This window comes from Sphingopyxis chilensis (genome assembly GCF_035930445.1).
Classification (GTDB): domain Bacteria; phylum Pseudomonadota; class Alphaproteobacteria; order Sphingomonadales; family Sphingomonadaceae; genus Sphingopyxis; species Sphingopyxis chilensis.
In genome coordinates this window covers 1,470,636-1,485,622 of the sequence record NZ_CP142394.1, presented here as the reverse complement: position 1 = coordinate 1,485,622, position 14,987 = coordinate 1,470,636, and the positions used below count along the sequence as shown (strand labels likewise).

The window sequence follows — 14,987 nt, the reverse complement described above, 5'->3', positions numbered from 1 at the left end:
GCGAGACGGATTATGATCGACGAACAAGATGCCCATACCGAGCAGCCCGACCTCGAGGGTCGCCGCGCCGTAATAACCGGCGGCACAACAGGGATCGGCCGGGCGATCGCGGTTCTTCTCGCGAGCTATGGTGTCAAGGTGTTCGTCTGCGGCCGCACCCCCGATCATCTGGACGACGCCTTGCAGCGGATCAGCGAAGTGGGCGAAGGCGACGGGATCAACGTCGATCTTTCGGTAGCCGAAGACATCGACCGCTTCTTCGAAGCCGCGAACAGCTATCTCGGCGCGATCGACATCGCGGTGATCAATGCAGCGGTTCCCGCGGCCGCGCTGGCCGACGCCGGCGAGAGCGAAGCCCGTTATCAACTCGAGACCGACCTCACCGCATATCTCATTTGCGCCCAGGAAGCCGCGCGCTGCATGCGTCCGGGAAGCGATATCATCTTCATCGGCTCGATGTCGGCGGTGTCGAAACGGCCCGGGAGTTCGATCTATGTCGCGGCGAAAGCGGGCATCCAGGGGTTCGTTCCATCCTTTCGCAAGGAACTCGCCGAACAGGATATCAAGGTTGGCCTGATCGAGCCCGGCTTTACCGGCGCCGATTTCCAGTATCCGGAATTCCCGCCCGAGAAGCAGCGCGAGCTCATCCACGAGGATCAGATGCTGCGCGCCGAGGACATTGCCGCAGCGGTCCATTTCATGCTCGCGCAGCCCCGCCGGACCGCCGTTTCGCTGATGCGCGTCGAGACGCGGCTCGAGCATCCCTGACCAATTGGAAGGATTTCCCCATGGCCACCAGTTTTTCCTCAGACCGGTTCTTCAAGAGTCCCGCAGGCCTGCTCGGCGCGGCGGCGGCCGGGTTCGCGGTCGGCATGGCGGCCAATTTCAGCCGCAAGGCGATCGTCCAGGGCATCACGGCAGCGCAGGGCGATTGGGATGAGGGATTGAAGGCCGAACACCGAATGACGCTGAAGCTTTTCGATGCAATCGAGGCGTGCGAGCCACGGCAGACGAAAAAACGCGCCGCGCTGCTCGTCCAGCTCCAGCATGCGCTGGGCAAGCATGCTTTCGAAGAGGAGAATGTCGTCTATCCCGCGATGCGCGATCACGGTCAGATCGAGGAGGCGGATCGCCTCGTTCACGATCATGGCTATGTGAAGCAGTATCTGTTCGACCTGTCAGAAATGTCGAGCGGCGATCCGCAATGGATCGGGAAGCTTCGCGCCTTTCGAGGCGAGATCGAGGAGCATATCCGGATCGAGGAGGAAGAGCTGTTTCCCCGGCTCCGCGAGGCCCTGGGCGACGAGGGCAATGCCCATATCACCGCGGTGATGAACAAGGCCGGAATGGCCGCAGCATAGGCCGCACGAATGAAGCGTCCCCGCCGAAAGACGATGTGATGGCCGGGCAAAGTCCCTCGAGGCGGCCGCAAGCCGCCCTGACTCCCGGGCCGGCTCAGCTCGATATATTCGTGCGAAAGCTGCTCGCCTATAGTCCGCTTTCGACCGCCGACCAGCGCGAGCTCGCCGACTTGCCGTTCCAGTATCGCTCGCTTGGCCCCGGCATGACGATTCTTCGCGAGGGCGATCATGCCCAAGTCTGCCCCATCCTGCTTTCGGGGTTCGCGTTTCGCTACAAGTTGGCCGCCGATGGCGGCCGCCAGATTGTTGCGCTTCGCATTCCCGGCGATCCACTCGATTTCCAGTCGCTCTATCTGCGCACGGTCGACCACCACATGCGTTCCTTGACCGCGGTCGAGCTCGCGCTGGTTCCGCTCGCTGCGCTCGAGCAGCTGGCGGACATGCGGCGCTCCATCGCGCGCGCGATCCTCGTCGATATCCTCGTCGAGGCCTCGATCGGCCGCGAGTGGCAGCTCAATGTGGGCCGGCGCCACGCTCTCCCCCGCCTCGCGCATTTCCTGTGCGAGCTCGCCTACCGGCTGGAGGTCATCGAGCCCCGCGCGCGCGCAGGCTTCGATGTGCCGCTCACGCAGGAGCAGCTCGCGGACATCCTCGGGCTGACCCCCGTGCACGTCAACCGCACGCTCAAGGCGCTCGAGCAAGCCGGCGCCGTCGCGCGCAGCGGGCGGCGACTGCGGGCGACCGATCTGGGACTACTCGCCAGCTTCGCCGACTTCGCGCCGCTCTATCTCCACCGCGATAACGCTTGATAGGAAGCTCAGAAACGGAGACCCGCGATGCCACGATATTTCTTTCACACCAGCGACGGTTCACGCGACCAGGACGACGTCGGCGTCGAGCTGAACGACGCGGCGACCGCGCGGCGCGAGGCGATCCGCTATGGCGGCAGCCTGTTGCACGACAACCCCGAGATCGTCGACGCCCACGGCGGCCTGCGGATCGAGGTCGTGGACGAGAGCGGCGTTTTTTGCGCCGCCGTGTTGATCCAGGCTGTCGATGCCGACCAGGCAAGAGGGCGCGCGGCCTGATCGGGTTTCCCTCGCGAGGCTACCCCGCCAAGCCGGTGCCGCGTCCCTCCAGCGCATGGAACCCGGCTCCCGCGCCGCAGGACTTCAATCGACCGCCTAGGCCGCGGCGGGGACGGCGCTGCTTTCGATCCGGCCCGCTTCGGGCTCGACTTCGCGAGCCTCGGCGCCCCAGAAAACGCTCATCGCATGGTGCGCGAGATGATAGGCCAGCGTCGATTCGGCCCCGACGTTGCTATTGACCCCGCGCGGGGTCAATCCGTCGCAGCACCGGCCCGTGCTGGGGTCGGCGAGGATCAGGCCGCGGTCGTTGCCGCCCGAGAACCAGCGCCACGCGGACCCGGCGCGCTCGGCCCAGCGGGTCGAGGCGGTCAGTCCATGGGCAACCGCGCACGCCGCGATCGTCGCCCAAGCCTCGAGCGGCTGCTGATCGAAGGGCGTCGTTTCACCGAGCAGATGAAACCCTTCCGAACCGGCCGGACGGAAATGACCCGCGCGGCTTGTCTGGCGGTCGCAGAGCCAATCGAGCGCCGCAAGGCCGGCTTCCTCCATCGGAAGCGATTGCAGACGCCGTCCGGCCCGTATCAGCGCTTCGGCGAGCCGCGCATTGTCATAAGCGAGACCGGGCTCGAACCAGTCCCAGTCGGGCCGCCGGCTCGCCTTCCACACGGCGTTCAGAAACGCCCCGCCGCGCTCGATGATCGCGTGCGCGCGCTCGTCGCGCGGCGATCGATCGAGCAGTTCGTCGGCCCCGAGCAGGGCGAAGGCGATCGCCCGCGGGCTCTTGAAACCGATGGCGATGTTCGAGGTCTGTGCGAACCAGCCCGTTGCCCAGGTCCGCAAATCCTCGCTGCCGGCGTGCGCCGCGCAATGGCCGAGCGCCCAGAGCGCGCGACCGTTGCTGTCTTCGGACCCGACCTCTTCGAGCCAGCGGCGGTCATATCCCATGAAGTTGCGGAAGCCTTGCTTATCCTCGTTCCAGGCGTGCTGGAGGAAGCTCGCGTAGCGAAGCGCCCGATGCTGCGCATCCGGCTGGCTCGCGAGCGCGCCGCTGTTCATCAGCATCAGCGCGCGGGCATTGTCGTCGATGCAATAGCCATGGTTGCGATCGGGCACCGGGCCGCGTCCATGCTGCAAAATGCCGACATCGTCGCTCAGGTCGAGGATCGCGACCTGCGAGGGGGCGGCGCGGCGCGAGCCCGCGCGCGGCTTCGGCGGTGCCATGACGCGGTCGAGGAGCCCGCCGAATTCGCGCGCGATCGCGCCCCAGGCGGTCCGGCGCCCGCGTGCGTAAGCCCGCTGCTGCAGAGCCTTGCGCTCCTCGGGGACCGCAAGCAGCAGCAAGGCGGCTTCGGCGATCGCCTCGCAGTCGCCCGCCGGCACGAGAATGCCGACATCCTCGGCGAGCAGTTCGCGCGCATGGACGAAGGGCGTCGAGACGACCGCGCGCCCCAGAGCCACCGCGTAGGCCAATGTGCCCGAGGTTATTTGCGCGAGATTGGGATAGGGCGCGAGATAGATGTCGCACAACTCGATTGCTTCGAGGAGATCGCCGGAGTCGAGAAAGCGGTTGTCCCACGCGAGATTGCCGGCGACGCCGAGGCTCTCCGCGAGCGCCTCGAGGCTTTCGCGATAGGCTTCGCCCTCGGCGGCCAGAAGATTGGGATGCGTCGCGCCGACGATCCGATAGAGGACGTCGGGATATTGCGCCGTGATCGCCGGCAGCGCGCGGATGGCGGTCTCGAGCCCCTTCCCCGGCCCGATCAACCCGAAGGTCGACAAGACGGGCCGGTCGCCGATCGCGAGGGCGGCGCGCAGCGGCGAGGAGGCGACAAAAGGCCTGTCGGGCGTGCCATGTTCGATCACCGCAACAGCGTCACGTTCCGCGCCGTAGACATTCACAAGCGTATCGCGGCCGAACCGGCTCATCACGACCAGCTTCGAGGCGCGCGCGACGAGGCGCTCCATAACCGCGCGCTGCGCCTCGTCGGGCTCGGCGAGCACGGTATGGAGGGTGACGATCAGGGGCGCCGCGACGCGCTCGACGAGTTCCAGAACCATGTCGCCCGCCGGGCCGCCGAATATCCCGAACTCGTGCTGGAGCCAGACCGCGGCGGCGCCGCTGGCGTTGATCGCGTCGGCCGCGCGGCGGTAGGCGGTGACGTCTTCGTCATCGATCGAGCCGCACACCGCGGCATCGACCCCGGCCTCGGCCTTCGAGCGCATCGCATAAATGTCGAGCGCGAGGTCGGGCCGCGCGCGCGACAGATGATCATAGGTATCCGCGGTAAAGGTCGCGATGCCGCACTTGCGCGGCCGAAAGCAGCCGACGAGCGCCACACGCGCCGGCTGATGCCGCAGCGGCTCGCTTACTGCTGGCGTGTCCGTTTCGCAAAAGCTGGAGAAAAGCTGGTGTTCGGCTTCATATTTCATTGCTGCCACCTTCGTCATTTCGCTCGGGACCCGCGCGCCCGTTCGTGCGTTCGCCGCGCGGGAGGAGCGGCGTGGGACGAAGGTCGTCGCGGTCAAAAGGCAACGCATGCTGCGCCGCACAAGTTGCAGCCCGGACCGTCCGAGCGGGGTCAATTTTGCGCCGATTTAATCTATGTTTGCGAGAAAGCGGCGCGCCCGCCTGACTGCCAAGCCGGCACCCAGGGCCATACCGCCCGGCCGGATGGCGCCCAACACGAAACGCGGGGCGGAAAAGCGACTATGGCTGTCCCTCGCCCGCGTGTCCGGCGGCGCTATCCTCCTCTTCGCCGACACGCGTTCCGCTCTCGGGGTTATAATTCTCCGGGATGCTTCCGCCGCTCTCGGGATCGCGCTTCGGCTCGCGGTCGAGCGTATCGCTCGGCCGCCGTGCGGCGCCCTCGGGCTGATTTTCGGTCGAGAGGTTGGGCTTGCGGGTTTTTACGGTCGGCACGGTACGGACCCTGCGATCGTCGGACATTTTTCCACTCCTGTTTCGTCCCCCGCTTCGGGACGTCGCCGGCTCAGCTCTCGGTGATTGTCTCGTCCTCGATCGCCGCCCCGATCATCCGCTCCCATATCGCCCCATCGCCGACCGCGAGCATCTGCGCGCTCGGCTCGCGCATGGTGCGCAGCACGGCCAATGCCGCATCGCTATACTCGGGCCACGAGGCATCGACCGCCTCGGCCGCCGAGGCCATGTCGCCCTCGGCATTGCTGCTCAGCGCATGACCGGCAAGCGCGCGCGCGATGCGTTCGACGGGTGACGTCAACGCCCGATCCTGCTCGGCAGCCATCAGCGCGCCTTCAGATAATCGCGCACCTTCGCGGCCGAGTTGCCGACCGCATCGACCGCCTCGCGCAGCTCCTGCTCGCTCACGCCGAGAGCCTTTGTCCAGTCGCGGACCTCATAATCTTCGGAAAGGCTGACGAGATCGCGGTCGGGCGCGCCAATATTGCTCGGGTCGTCTGACATATATAATCTCCTCTGAGCTCAGCAACGCATCCGCCGGGGCGAAGTTGCCGCGCCCCGAAACGCGGAACGAAGGCCCTCCCCCCGCGTCTTTCGTTGATGGCCCGGCAAAGCGACAAAGGCGCGCGCGAAGCCCGATCGACCCCGACCGGTTCGCGGTCGCGCGCGCATCTCCCCGCGGCCTTGCGCGCCTTCCGGCCGGTCCGGTTGGCGACGCTCGTCGACACGGTAGGGGCGGGAAGCGGCTGGCTCCACGAGATGAAATATGACGGCTATCGTCTGCTGCTCGCCATCGGCGGCGGCGCGGCGCGCGCGGATGCGCGCTCCGGACTCGACTGGTCTGACCGTTTCGGCCCGCTTCTCGCGGAGGCCGCCCGGCTCGACATTTCGTCGGCCCTGATCGACGGCGAGGCCGTCGCACTCGGTGCGGATGGCCGCTCCAATTTCCAATCGATGCAAAAATGCGCTCAAAGCCTCTCCCGAGGCGATCGACTTATTCGCCTTCGACCTGATCGAGCGGCGCCGGTCGGCTGGAGGGAGATGGAAACCATCGACGCGCCGTCGCACTTTCATGTCGGCGACGCCGCCACCCTGGTGAAGCGCGCCGGCTCGAAGGCGCTCGCCGCCCGGGACCGCGCCGCGCAGGAGCTGCCCGACCTGTGAAGATCGCCACCTATAATGTGAACGGGATCAACGGCCGGCTCCCGGTGCTGCTGCGCTGGCTCGACCTTGCGAAGCCCGACATCGTCTGCCTGCAGGAACTCAAGGCGCCGCAGGAGAAATTTCCCGAAGCCGCGATCCACGCGGCTGGCTATGCGGCGATCTGGCATGGCCAGAGCCGCTGGAACGGCGTCGCGCTGCTCAGCCGGATCGGCGAAATCCACGAGACGCGGCGCGGGCTTCCGGGCGATCCCGACGATCTCCAGAGCCGCTTCATCGAAGCTGCCGTCGGCGGCATCCTCGTCGCGGGACTTTATCTTCCGAACGGCAATCCGAGGCCCGGTCCCAAATTCGAGTATAAGCTGCGCTGGTTCGAGCGTCTCGAGGCGCATCTGGCGACGCTCGTCGATCTCGACGCGCCGGTCGTCATTCTGGGCGACTTCAACGTCATGCCGACCGACCAGGACGTCTACAAACCCGAACGCTGGCGCGACGACGCGCTCTTCGCTCCGGAGGTGAAAGCCGCCTATCACCGTCTGCTGGGCCAAGGCTGGACCGATGCGATCCGGCACCTCCATCCCGACGCGACGATTTACACCTTCTGGGACTATTGGCGGCGCGCGTTCGAACGAAACGCGGGCCTGCGCATCGATCATCTGCTCCTTAACGAACCGGCGAAATCGCGCCTCGTCGCCGCCGAGGTCGATACCCGGCCGCGCGGCTGGGAAAAGACCAGCGACCATACGCCGGTGTGGATCGAGCTTGCCGACGCGCCGAGGCGCAAGCGTCGCTGATCAAGGGCGACCCCGCCGGGGTCGCCAATGCGGCGCTTCGTCCGCGGCGGATACCCGGAGCGACGCTGTCCCGCGCGGCGCAGCGGTCAGCGCGCCTCCAGGATGCGGCGGTAGAGCGCGATATAGTCCGCGGCCATCCGCTCGACCGAGAAGCGCGCGCGCGCGCTCGCGGAAATGCCGCTGCGATCGAGGCTCGCCGCGCGATGAACCGCCGCGACCGCGCCGGCTTGGTCCTCGACGAGAAATCCGTTCCGGCCGTCTTCGACGATTTCCGCCATCGATCCGCGCCGCATCGCGATCGCCGGCGTTCCGCACGCCATCGCTTCGACGACCGACAGTCCGAAGGGCTCGTCGAAGCTGATGAGATGGAGCAGCGCGCATGCGCCGCCGAGCGCGCGCGCGCGGTCGGTGCCGCCAACGCTTCCATGAAAGACGACATGCTCTCCATCGAGCGCAGGCACGACATGTTCGCGATGATAGTCGGCGTCCTGCACGACGCCGTAAATATGAAGACGGCGCCGGGCGGCCCGCGCGACCGCGATAGCCTCGCGCGCGCCCTTGTCGGGGTGGATACGCCCGAAAAATACGAGATCCTCGCTCCCGGCCGGATCGAGAGGGAAGTCGTCCAGACAAATGCCATGGTGGATGGTCGCCGCATAGGCGAGGTCGGGATGGCGGTCGGCGTCACTGATCGCAACGAAATGCACCCGTTCCTCAAATGCTTTGTACATCGGCAGGATCCGCTCGGACGAGAAGCCGTGGATCGTCGTCACGATCGGCGTGTCGACGAGCGGCGCGAAGGCGTGCGCCGGAAAATCGGCCTGATTATGGATGATGTCGAATTCGCTCGCGCGCGCGAACAGGTGCGACAGGTGGCGATATTCCCACACTTTCGCATCGACCGAGGTATCCTCGCTATAGGGCGCAGGGACGACCGCCTCGAGCTTCGCCGCGGTAATGCTGTCGCGGGTGGCGAACAGCGTTACGTCGAGCCCGCGCGCGACCAGCGCCTCGGTCAGCAGGCTCGTGACCAGCTCCCACGGTCCATAGTGGCGCGGGGGCGTCCGCCACGCGATCGGCGCGAGCATCGCAATCCGCATTTCAGACATTCTCGAGGCGGAGCACGAGCCCCTCGTTGGGAGCGAGGAGGCCATCGAGCGTACGCAGGGCGTGCGTCGAGGCCAGCACGTCGGCGATCGCCGAGCCCGCGGGAAGCAGCAGGCGGCGCGTCTCGCTTCCGATATTGAGGGCGACCAGGACGCGTTCCTGTCGGCTCCGGCGCTCATATTGGAGCACGTCCTCATCGGAAGCCACGAGCCGAAGATCTCCGATGCGCAGTGCGGCGGAGCGACGCCGCAGGGCCAATAGACGCCGATAGAGCGTGAGCATCGAAGCGGGATCCCGATCCTCGCTCGCGACGTTATGAAGCTGCCAGCTTCCATGGAGCGGCAGCCAGGGCTCGGCGCCGCTGAAGCCGGCGTTGGCGCTTTCGTCCCACGCCATGGGCGTGCGCGCGGCGTCGCGGCCGAGACCAAGCCCGGGCTGGCGCAGATCCTGCGGGTCGCGGATACGGTCGGGCGGAATAGCCACGCGCCCGATCCCGAGCTCGTCCCCCTGATAGAGCGTCGGCGTGCCGCGCAGCGTCAGCAGGAGCATCGCGGCGACGCGGGCCTGGAGATCGCCGACCCGGCCCGCGAGGCGCGGCGCGTCGTGACTGCCCAGCACCCAGTTCGGCCAGCCTCGCGGCGGCAGAGCCGCTTCATATTCGGCGATGATCGCGGACAGCACACCGGCATCCCACGGCGCCTCGAAGAGCTGGAAGTTGAAGGGAAGATGGACTCCGGGCGCCTCCGCGCTTCCGTAATAGCGCATCAACTCATCGACCGGGAGACAGATCTCGCCGACAAGCAGCCGCTCGCCATAGCCGTCGGCGAGCGCGCGGAAGGCGGCGGCGAGCTCGTGGATTTCGGGCTGGTTGGTCGAGTGGCGCTGGAGGACGCGGAACTTTTCGCCCATGCCGGGCACGAACTCGGGATTGACCGGATTGTCGGGCAAATCCTCGGCCTTGATGCAATGCCACAGCACATCGATGCGAAAGCCGTCGACGCCGCGATCTAACCAGAAGCGCAGCACGTCGGTCATCGCCGCGCGGACCGCCGGATTGCGCCAGTTGAGGTCGGCCTGCTCCTTGAGAAAGCTGTGCAGATAATATTGGCCGGTCGCGGCATCAAGCTCCCATGCCGGACCGCCCATGTCGCTCGTCCAGTTGTTCGGCGGCCCGCCGCCCGGGGCGCCGTCGCGCCAGATATACCAGTCACGCTTCGGATTGGCGCGCGACGCCCGGCTTTCGGCGAACCAGGGATGCGCGGTTGAACTATGGTTGGGCACGAAGTCGAGCAGGAGCTTGAGGCCCCGCGCATGTGCCGCGGCAATCAGCTGGTCGAGATCGTCGCGAGTGCCGAAGATCGGATCGACTCCGCAGTAATCGGAGACGTCATATCCGAAATCGGCCATCGGCGACGGAAAGACCGGCGACAGCCAGATCGCATCGACGCCGAGGCCCGCAATATAGTCGAGCCGCCGCCCGATCCCCTCCAGATCGCCGATGCCGTCGTCGTTGCTGTCCTGGAAGGAGCGCGGATAGATCTGATAGATTACCGCACTTTCCCACCAGGGCCGTTCGCTGTCGTCCGAAGCCTCTTGCCCGTTCATGCCCGGGACAACGCCCGAGCACGACGATAGTGCCGGCGCGGCAGCCTTTCGCGCAAGGATGCGGCACATTTCGCCGCGAAGCGGGCGGCGTGTGCAACGCATGCGGAACCCCCGGCCCGGATTCTGCCCGAGGGCATGTCCGGAGCCGGGGCGCTCCTCGCCTGGCGATGGGAGGGCTCGGCGCAGGCGATGGGTGATGCGGCGCATATCCGCCGGGAGCGCCGCATCAGGGCTAGTTCGACGGCGGGGGCGTGCCCTGATCGGCGGTCGCGGGTTCCGTTCCGGAGCCCGACATGTCGCCGGTCGATGTGCCGGGCGGGACCGCGCCGGTGTCGCCCGGCACGGCCCCTGAACCCGGCGCCGCGCTGCTCGTCGCGCCGGCGGTGCCGTCCGCCGCACTCGAACCGGCGTCGGGCGTTGACATGTCGGTCGGCGAGGCCATCGCGCCCTCGCCGGCCGGAACCGTCTCGGTCTCGCTCCGGGTCGTGCCGTCGCCCGGCGAGTTGCAGGCTGCCAGCAGAAATATTGCGGGCATGAGAGTCAGATAGGAACGTGTCATGTTGGCATTCTCCATCGGATCCCAGGGTGGACGACGACCGCCGGCTGCCATGGTTCCGCCACGCCTGCCATGTTTTGCGCGGAGTTGATCCAGTATAGGATATGGCGCCCGCGCCGCCGCTAAAGCAGGCGCGAAAGGGCAGCCCGGCGCCCGCGCGGCCGGTTCGATCGCACGACCGGACGAAGCGCCAATCCATCGCGGGCGATGCTTGCGACCGGAGAGGCGGAACTAAAGAAGATGATCCGAACCGCACCCGGGGGCTGGCTCTCCGGTCCGCGAGGGGCCGGAAGAGCAAGGATGCAGCAGCCACAAGTCGGGCGCCGCCTTCGTCAGGCGCGCGAGCAGCCGCGCGCCGTCCCAAAGTTCGGCGCGAATACCCGCCTGTTCCTGCGCGGCGACGACCAGCGCAAAGTCCGGACTCTCGGCGACGAAAGGAATCTGGCGCGCTGGAGGGCCGTCCCCGTCGGCGAGCAGCAAATGGTAAGTGCGCAAGCGCCCCTCCCTTCATCCACGCTCCGGCAGGAGGTCTCGTCGCAGAGACGCGCCGGCAACGGACAGCGGGCCGCACGCGACCGCGCAGACGATCTTGCGGCCATGTGCAACTCCGCCGAAAGCCTATCGCAAATCTCGCGGATCGCACCAACATGGGTTGCAATATCCGCCTGCCGGACGTGCCGTCCCGCGCGGCGTGCCGCCTCCGGTCGCAAAAATATCTTATCATGGGTCAATTATCGCGTCGCGATAGGGGCGCCCGCCTTTCCCGACGGAACTTGGCGCGCCGCGTCACGTTGGCCGCGCAGAGGGGCCCATCCCCAAGGGAGATGATCGATGAAAAGTTTTCTGATGCTCGGCGCACCCGCCCTTCTGCTCGCCGCCTGCGGCGACAGCGGCGAGCGCGATGCGCCTCCCGCCGACACCGCCGCGACCGACACGGCGGCCGTCCCCGCCGATGCCGCCCCGCCCGCCGCGGCGCCGGCCGCCCCCACCGACGCGCCGACCTACGTCGCCAAGGCCGGCGGCGGCGACCTGTTCGAGATCGAATCGTCGAAAGCGTTGCTCGCCAAGTCGGACAATGCCGAGGTGAAGAAATTCGCGCAGATGATGATCGACCAGCATGGCCAGTCGACCGCGAAGATCAAGGCGGCGGCGACCGCCGCGCGTGTCGAGGTTCCGGCGCCGCAACTCGATCCGGATCAGCAGCGCATGCTCGACGAGATAAAGCAGGCCGATGCCGCCGCCGTCGACACGGCCTATCTGCGTCACCAGCGCACGGCGCACGATGCGGCGCTTGCGCTCCACAAGGGCTATGCGGAGCGCGGCGACACCGACAGCCTCAAGAAAGCGGCGAGCGAAATCGTTCCCGTCATCGAGACGCATCGCAGCAATCTCGACAAGCTCGGCGCGCAGACATGAGCGCGCTCATCGACAGGAGGATGACATGACGATCGACAATGTCCGGCGCGGACCGCTCGGCGACGCGCGCCCCGGCGCGACGGACGAGAATATCAAGACGCCGGGCTCGCTTCCGCCCGAGAAAGTCGAAGACCGCGAAAATGTGGGCAGCGTGCGCCCCGAGGACTATCCGCGCGAAGACCGCGCCAGCGCCGACCCCGGTGCGGCCAATCGCGGCCGGCGCGCCGGCAAGGGTAGCGGCCCGGTGAGCGGCAGCGGGGCCGGCGCCGGCGGTAAGGGCAATGCGGAGGATTATGACAGCGACCCGCAGGCAGGGAGCGGCGACGCGCCGACCCCGACCGATCGGGGTCCCAGAACCGGCGCCGACGCGCCGATTGGCGGAAGCCGCTAGACCGGCCGGTGGAAAAGGACGCCTGCGCCATGGCGCAGGCGTCCTTTCGATCGCGCCCCCCGCTACGGGCTCGCTCAGTCGGCGATCCGCGGGCTCTCGACCCCCGAATGATAGCGCAGATTATTCTGCACATGCTTCACCCCCGCGACGGCTTCGACGCAGTCTTCGGCGCGGCGCTTGGCGCGGCGATCCTCGACCGTCCCGTTCAGCGTCACTTCGCCGTCGGCCACGGTGATTTCGACCTCGGACGCGTCGATCCACACATCCTCGGTCAGCCGGTCGTTGGCGTCTTCGCGGATGCGCTCGTCCGGTCGGGTGTAATTTTTGGGGCCCCGCCCGCGATGATCGACCTCGCGGCGGCGTCGGGCATCGCGGTCGCCGAACCAGGAAAGGACTTCGTCCCCCGCCCTTTCGAAAAATCCGCGTTCATCGCCGTCATGGGCGACCGGGACGCGGCCGCCGTAAGGCGCGTAGCCGGGCGATGGCGGATAACCCAGCTCGCTCGGCCAGAAGGAAGCTGACCGGCCATCGCGACCGCGCCCCGCATTGCTGTCGCCGAAATATCTCTCGGGCTCGCGTCCGACGCCGCGAGCGGGATAGCCGGGCCCGCCCCGAACGCTGCGGCCGCGAGCCTGCGAATAGCGATCGCCGTCCCAGTTCGGGCCTCCGGGCGCGACGCGGCCGCGGTACGGACCCCGGGCGGAGGCCGGCCGGTCGTCGTGATCGGCGCTGTCCGGATACTCCCATGGCGGCGTCCTCGCGTCATATCTGTCCATGATCCATCTCCTTGTCGAAAACGAAAAAGGCTGGCGGCGCGAGCGCCGCCGCCCCCACCTGCTCAACCGACGCACGCGCGCCTCACGAGTTCCTCACGCGCGCGGCGGCCGGCCGCAATTTCGTCGGCGCTGCGCAGCAAACGCTCGCGCCGTCGGTTGTTGGGACAGACGGCCGGCAGCTCGGCGGCCGATCCGATGCAAATGAAAGGAAGTGACGATGGAATGGAGCCTGATGACGATCGCCGGACCGATCCTCTTCGCGGTGGTCCTTCTTTGGCTCATGGCCCACAACCGCCGCTCGCGCGCCGAAAAGCGGTGGACCGAGGAAGCCACGCGCCGGCGCCGGGCGGAGGAGGACGCCGATCAGAAGGGCAAGGACGCCTGAGACGAGCGGGCCGATCCGCGCCGCCTGCGCGTCCTCGCCTCGAAAGTCGGCCGCGATCCCCGCCCCCCCCCCCCCCCACGGGGCCGGCCGCAATTTTTGCCAACATGGATCAAAGGAGCGGCCTTTGGAACAGCTTGCGGGCTTCGGCGGGGCAACCGCGCTCCCGGTCCGACGTTCGCCCCTGGAGCCGGAATGCCGCCGCCGACAGGCCGGCGACCGATTTTCGCTGGCATTTTCCGAATGCGGACAGGGAGCTTGAATGAACGATCAAATCCAGCCGGTCATTCTGTGCGGCGGCGCCGGGTCGCGGCTCTGGCCCCAGTCACGCGGCCTGCGCGCCAAGCAATTTCTCCCGCTCGCCGGCACCGGCAGCCTCTTCGTCCAGACGCTCGCGCGCGTCGCGGACGAACGCCTGTTCGGCGCGCCCCTCATCCTGTGCGGCAAGCCGCATCTGGCGATGGTGCGCGAGCAGATGGGCACCACCAATAGTCGGCTCCTGGTCGAGCCGATGCCGCGCAATACCGCCGCCGCGATCGCGCTAGCGGTCGCGGGCGCCGATCCCGAGGCACTGCTTCTGGTCATGCCGAGCGACCATGTGATCGCCGATGTCGCGGCATTTCATGCCGCCGTCACCGGGGGCGCCGCTCTCGCGCGCCGGGACTGGCTCGTCACCTTCGGCATCACCCCCGACCGCCCCGAAACCGGCTTCGGCTATATCGCCAGCGGCGCGCCCGTCGGAACGCAAGGGTTCGCGGTCGACCGCTTCGTCGAAAAACCCCCGCTCGCCGATGCCGAGGCGATGCTCGCGGCGGGCGGATATAGCTGGAACGCGGGCATCTTCCTGTTTCGCGCCGGGCGAATGCGCGACGCGATGCTGACGCATTGCCGCGCGATCTTCAAGGCCGCCGACAAGGCCGTCGCGGCGGGCAAGCACGATGGCGACGCGCTTCACGCCGACGCAATCGAATTCGCCAAGGCGCCTTCGAATTCGATCGATTATGCGGTGATGGAAAAGGACGACCGGGTCGCGGTCGTGCCCGTCGCCATGGGCTGGTCCGACCTCGGCAGCTGGCACGCCGTGCACAGTCTTGCCGAGGCCGACGGCGCCGGGAATGTCGTCGATGACAATGTGTTCCTGCACGACTGCCGCGGCAACCTCGTGCGTTCGGACGGCAAGCGCGTGGCGCTGATCGGCATGGAGAATGTGGCGGTGATCGTCGACGGCGACGATATCCTCGTCATGCCGCTCGCGCGGTCGCAGGACGTGCGCATCGCGGCGCAGGCGCGCGAACCGCCCGTCGATTGAGCGGCGCCCCCCGCGCAGCGGCGCGGCCCGGCGCGGCGCCAAAAAGGCCTCGCACGCGGCGAGGCCTTTCCGTCCTCATGGTTGGCTACGCATGAGACAATCC

Annotated in this window: 19 protein-coding genes; 10 read left to right on the top strand and 9 right to left on the bottom strand. The window is 67.5% G+C overall.

Going from position 1 to position 14,987, the window contains the following annotated elements; genetic code table 11:
• Window positions 1-12 precede the first annotated feature (12 nt).
• The 4 genes from VSX79_RS06635 to VSX79_RS06620 all read left to right on the top strand — a co-directional run bounded on the left by VSX79_RS06635 (window position 13) and on the right by VSX79_RS06620 (window position 2,449).
• Window positions 13-768, top strand: a complete 756-nt coding sequence (locus tag VSX79_RS06635; protein ID WP_326914907.1) for an SDR family oxidoreductase — start codon at window positions 13-15, stop codon at window positions 766-768.
• Between the two features lie 20 nt (window positions 769-788).
• On the top strand, window positions 789-1,361 hold the full coding sequence (locus VSX79_RS06630) for a hemerythrin domain-containing protein (protein ID WP_326914906.1): 573 nt from the start codon (window positions 789-791) through the stop codon (window positions 1,359-1,361).
• A gap of 110 nt (window positions 1,362-1,471) precedes the next feature.
• Complete coding sequence (locus VSX79_RS06625; RefSeq protein ID WP_326914905.1) at window positions 1,472-2,170, top strand: Crp/Fnr family transcriptional regulator; 699 nt, start codon at window positions 1,472-1,474, stop codon at window positions 2,168-2,170.
• 27 nt (window positions 2,171-2,197) lie between these two features.
• Complete coding sequence (locus tag VSX79_RS06620) at window positions 2,198-2,449, top strand: DUF6894 family protein (protein ID WP_326914904.1); 252 nt, start codon at window positions 2,198-2,200, stop codon at window positions 2,447-2,449.
• A gap of 96 nt (window positions 2,450-2,545) precedes the next feature.
• On the opposite strand, the gene VSX79_RS06615 is transcribed toward VSX79_RS06620, so the two are convergent.
• The 4 genes from VSX79_RS06615 to VSX79_RS06600 all read right to left on the bottom strand — a co-directional run bounded on the left by VSX79_RS06615 (window position 2,546) and on the right by VSX79_RS06600 (window position 5,891).
• Window positions 2,546-4,879 carry a glycosyltransferase family 4 protein gene (locus VSX79_RS06615; RefSeq protein WP_326914903.1) on the bottom strand — a complete coding sequence of 778 codons (2,334 nt, stop codon included), beginning with the start codon at window positions 4,877-4,879 and terminating at the stop codon, window positions 2,546-2,548.
• A 277-nt stretch (window positions 4,880-5,156) separates the two neighbouring features.
• Complete coding sequence (locus VSX79_RS06610; RefSeq protein WP_326914902.1) at window positions 5,157-5,396, bottom strand: hypothetical protein; 240 nt, start codon at window positions 5,394-5,396, stop codon at window positions 5,157-5,159.
• Window positions 5,397-5,439: 43 nt separating this feature from the next.
• Complete coding sequence (locus tag VSX79_RS06605; RefSeq protein WP_326914901.1) at window positions 5,440-5,712, bottom strand: hypothetical protein; 273 nt, start codon at window positions 5,710-5,712, stop codon at window positions 5,440-5,442.
• Window positions 5,712-5,891, bottom strand: coding sequence for a DUF3606 domain-containing protein (locus VSX79_RS06600; RefSeq protein WP_326914900.1), 180 nt, complete (start codon window positions 5,889-5,891; stop codon window positions 5,712-5,714). The genes VSX79_RS06605 and VSX79_RS06600 overlap by 1 nt, the downstream gene beginning before the upstream one ends.
• 204 nt (window positions 5,892-6,095) lie before the next feature.
• Here VSX79_RS06600 and VSX79_RS06595 point away from each other — a divergent pair, with 204 nt between their 5' ends.
• Together VSX79_RS06595 and xth are read left to right on the top strand one after the other, a co-directional pair.
• Window positions 6,096-6,551 carry a DNA ligase-like domain-containing protein gene (locus tag VSX79_RS06595; RefSeq protein ID WP_326914899.1) on the top strand — a complete coding sequence of 152 codons (456 nt, stop codon included), beginning with the start codon at window positions 6,096-6,098 and terminating at the stop codon, window positions 6,549-6,551.
• On the top strand, window positions 6,548-7,342 hold the full coding sequence (xth, locus tag VSX79_RS06590; RefSeq protein WP_326914898.1) for an exodeoxyribonuclease III: 795 nt from the start codon (window positions 6,548-6,550) through the stop codon (window positions 7,340-7,342). The genes VSX79_RS06595 and xth overlap by 4 nt, the downstream gene beginning before the upstream one ends.
• Before the next feature lie 86 nt (window positions 7,343-7,428).
• Here the strand turns inward: xth and VSX79_RS06585 are convergent, their stop codons facing one another.
• The 4 genes from VSX79_RS06585 to VSX79_RS06570 form a co-directional block, all read right to left on the bottom strand.
• Window positions 7,429-8,442 (bottom strand): glycosyltransferase family 4 protein, encoded by a 1,014-nt coding sequence (locus tag VSX79_RS06585; protein WP_326914897.1) that lies wholly within the window; start codon window positions 8,440-8,442, stop codon window positions 7,429-7,431.
• Between the two features lies 1 nt (window position 8,443).
• On the bottom strand, window positions 8,444-10,054 hold the full coding sequence (locus VSX79_RS06580; protein WP_326914896.1) for an alpha-amylase family glycosyl hydrolase: 1,611 nt from the start codon (window positions 10,052-10,054) through the stop codon (window positions 8,444-8,446).
• Window positions 10,055-10,286: 232 nt separating this feature from the next.
• Window positions 10,287-10,613 carry a hypothetical protein gene (locus VSX79_RS06575; RefSeq protein WP_326914895.1) on the bottom strand — a complete coding sequence of 109 codons (327 nt, stop codon included), beginning with the start codon at window positions 10,611-10,613 and terminating at the stop codon, window positions 10,287-10,289.
• A 228-nt stretch (window positions 10,614-10,841) separates the two neighbouring features.
• Window positions 10,842-11,105 (bottom strand): hypothetical protein, encoded by a 264-nt coding sequence (locus tag VSX79_RS06570; protein WP_326914894.1) that lies wholly within the window; start codon window positions 11,103-11,105, stop codon window positions 10,842-10,844.
• A 336-nt stretch (window positions 11,106-11,441) separates the two neighbouring features.
• Between VSX79_RS06570 and VSX79_RS06565 the strand changes: the two genes are divergently transcribed.
• Together VSX79_RS06565 and VSX79_RS06560 are read left to right on the top strand one after the other, a co-directional pair.
• On the top strand, window positions 11,442-12,026 hold the full coding sequence (locus VSX79_RS06565) for a DUF4142 domain-containing protein (RefSeq protein WP_326914893.1): 585 nt from the start codon (window positions 11,442-11,444) through the stop codon (window positions 12,024-12,026).
• Between the two features lie 25 nt (window positions 12,027-12,051).
• A complete protein-coding gene (locus VSX79_RS06560; protein ID WP_326914892.1) occupies window positions 12,052-12,417 on the top strand; it encodes a hypothetical protein in 366 nt (121 codons plus the stop codon).
• 74 nt (window positions 12,418-12,491) lie between these two features.
• Here the strand turns inward: VSX79_RS06560 and VSX79_RS18585 are convergent, their stop codons facing one another.
• Entirely contained in the window at window positions 12,492-13,193 is a 702-nt protein-coding gene (locus VSX79_RS18585) for a BON domain-containing protein (RefSeq protein WP_407697264.1), read from the bottom strand.
• 217 nt (window positions 13,194-13,410) lie between these two features.
• On the opposite strand from VSX79_RS18585, the gene VSX79_RS06550 reads away from it, so the two are divergent.
• Together VSX79_RS06550 and VSX79_RS06545 are read left to right on the top strand one after the other, a co-directional pair.
• Window positions 13,411-13,578 (top strand): hypothetical protein, encoded by a 168-nt coding sequence (locus tag VSX79_RS06550; RefSeq protein WP_326914891.1) that lies wholly within the window; start codon window positions 13,411-13,413, stop codon window positions 13,576-13,578.
• Between the two features lie 259 nt (window positions 13,579-13,837).
• Window positions 13,838-14,884, top strand: coding sequence for a mannose-1-phosphate guanylyltransferase (locus VSX79_RS06545; protein ID WP_326914890.1), 1,047 nt, complete (start codon window positions 13,838-13,840; stop codon window positions 14,882-14,884).
• The last annotated feature ends 103 nt before the right edge of the window (window positions 14,885-14,987 follow it).